We start from the raw sequence: 1,662 nt of genomic DNA, 5'->3' as shown, positions 1-1,662 counted from the left end.
CCCCCGGTGTCAGGATAGTTGTCGCCTCTGCGAATTCTTAAACGCATTCCGGGGGCGGCAAGAGTATGGTCATGTCCTTCTACTCACCAGAACGAAAAGCCTCGCTGCTGAAAATGATGCTCCCGCCTCTGAGTCTCTCTGCAAAAGAGGTCTCGCGACGTGAAGGGTGCAGCGATGTTTCTCTCTATCAATGGCGCAAGCAAGCTGCAGCCCAAGGAACTCAATTGCCTGAAACCAAGCAACCGGCGGAGAATTGGTCAGCCGAATCCAAACTGACGGTGATCATCGAAACATCCTCTCTGTCGGAACTGGAAATGGGCGAATACTGCCGCCGCAAGGGTATTTTCCCTGAGCAAATTGCTGCCTGGCGTAACGCGTTTATCACCAACAGCTCTAATCAGCCGACGGTCAAAAAAGCAGATGCCGGACAAGCGCGCGAGGACAAGAATCGCATCCGTGTGCTGGAGCGTGAGCTGCGCCGTAAAGACGCGGCGTTGGCTGAGACAGCGGCGTTGTTGGTACTGCGAAAAAAGCTCAATGCCTACTGGGGGAGCGACGACGAGGGCAACTGACCTTGTTGCCAGAACGGTATTTACTCGTGAGTTGGCTCAATGAAGCGATTACGGCGGGCGCCCGTAAGGCGCCTGCTTGTCAGGAAGTGGGCATCTCCCTCAGGACTTTGCAGCGCTGGAGCTTGACCCACGAAATCCTTGCCGATGGGCGCACTACAACGCTCAGGGCAACACCCAGAAATGCGCTCAGCGAGCTGGAGCGTCAAGGCATCGTGACGTTGTGCAGCAGCAAGGCTTATGCGCATCTGCCTCCAAGCCAGATCGTGCCGCTGCTGGCTGATGAGGGGCGTTATCTGGCCTCAGAAGCTACTTTTTACCGGGTACTGCACGCGGCAGGCCAGCAACAGCACCGTTCTCGGGCCAAACAGCCGCAGCACCGGGCAGCCCCCACGACGTATGCCGCGACGTCAGCCAATCAGGTCTGGTCATGGGATATCACCTATCTGCCCTCGCCGGTTCGCGGACAGTTTTACTACCTCTACTTGATTGAGGATATTTACAGTCGCAAAGCCGTGGGTTGGGAGGTCTACGAGGCAGAAAGCGGGGAAAAAGCAGCGGCGTTACTGCAACGAAGCGTGACCCAGGAACAGTGCTGGCGCCAACCGCTGGTGCTTCACTCGGATAATGGAGCCCCCATGAAATCGGTGACGCTACTGTCCAAAATGCACGATTTGGGTATCACTCCTTCGCGTGGACGACCACGCGTGAGCAACGACAATCCCTACTCGGAGTCGTTGTTCAGAACGCTGAAATACTGTCCGCAGTGGCCAGTGAATGGGTTTGGAAGTCTGGACGTAGCGCGGGCCTGGGTCAGGGATTTTATGACCTGGTACAACACTGTGCATCGCCATAGCCGAATCCGCTTTGTCACACCGACCCAGCGGCATGACGGCAAGGACAGGGAAACACTTGCCCGCCGTCATGATGTTTACCGACTTGCTCGAGAAAGAAAACCTGAACGATGGTCCGCTGAAACACGCAACTGGAGCCCGATCGGAACGGTATATCTAAACCCTGAAAGGGAACTCAGCGTGACCGTGAAAGTGGCATAGCAACATCGCTGACGCGACAACTACCTTGAAAAACGCCG

1 protein-coding gene is annotated in these 1,662 nt (G+C 56.1%); it reads left to right on the top strand.

Annotation, left to right across the window (positions count from 1 at the left end):
* Positions 1-71 precede the first annotated feature (71 nt).
* A protein-coding gene (locus HU765_RS26560; RefSeq protein WP_186624070.1) for an IS3 family transposase occupies positions 72-1,624 on the top strand; the annotation gives its coding sequence in 2 pieces (ribosomal slippage) (positions 72-534 and positions 534-1,624; 1,554 coding nt in all).
* Positions 1,625-1,662 lie beyond the last annotated feature (38 nt).

Source organism: Pseudomonas sp. SWRI81, assembly GCF_014268545.1.
In the GTDB taxonomy this organism is placed as follows: domain Bacteria; phylum Pseudomonadota; class Gammaproteobacteria; order Pseudomonadales; family Pseudomonadaceae; genus Aquipseudomonas; species Aquipseudomonas hamedanensis.
The sequence above is the reverse complement of the archived record's forward strand: the minus strand, read 5'-3'. Positions and strand labels throughout refer to the sequence as shown.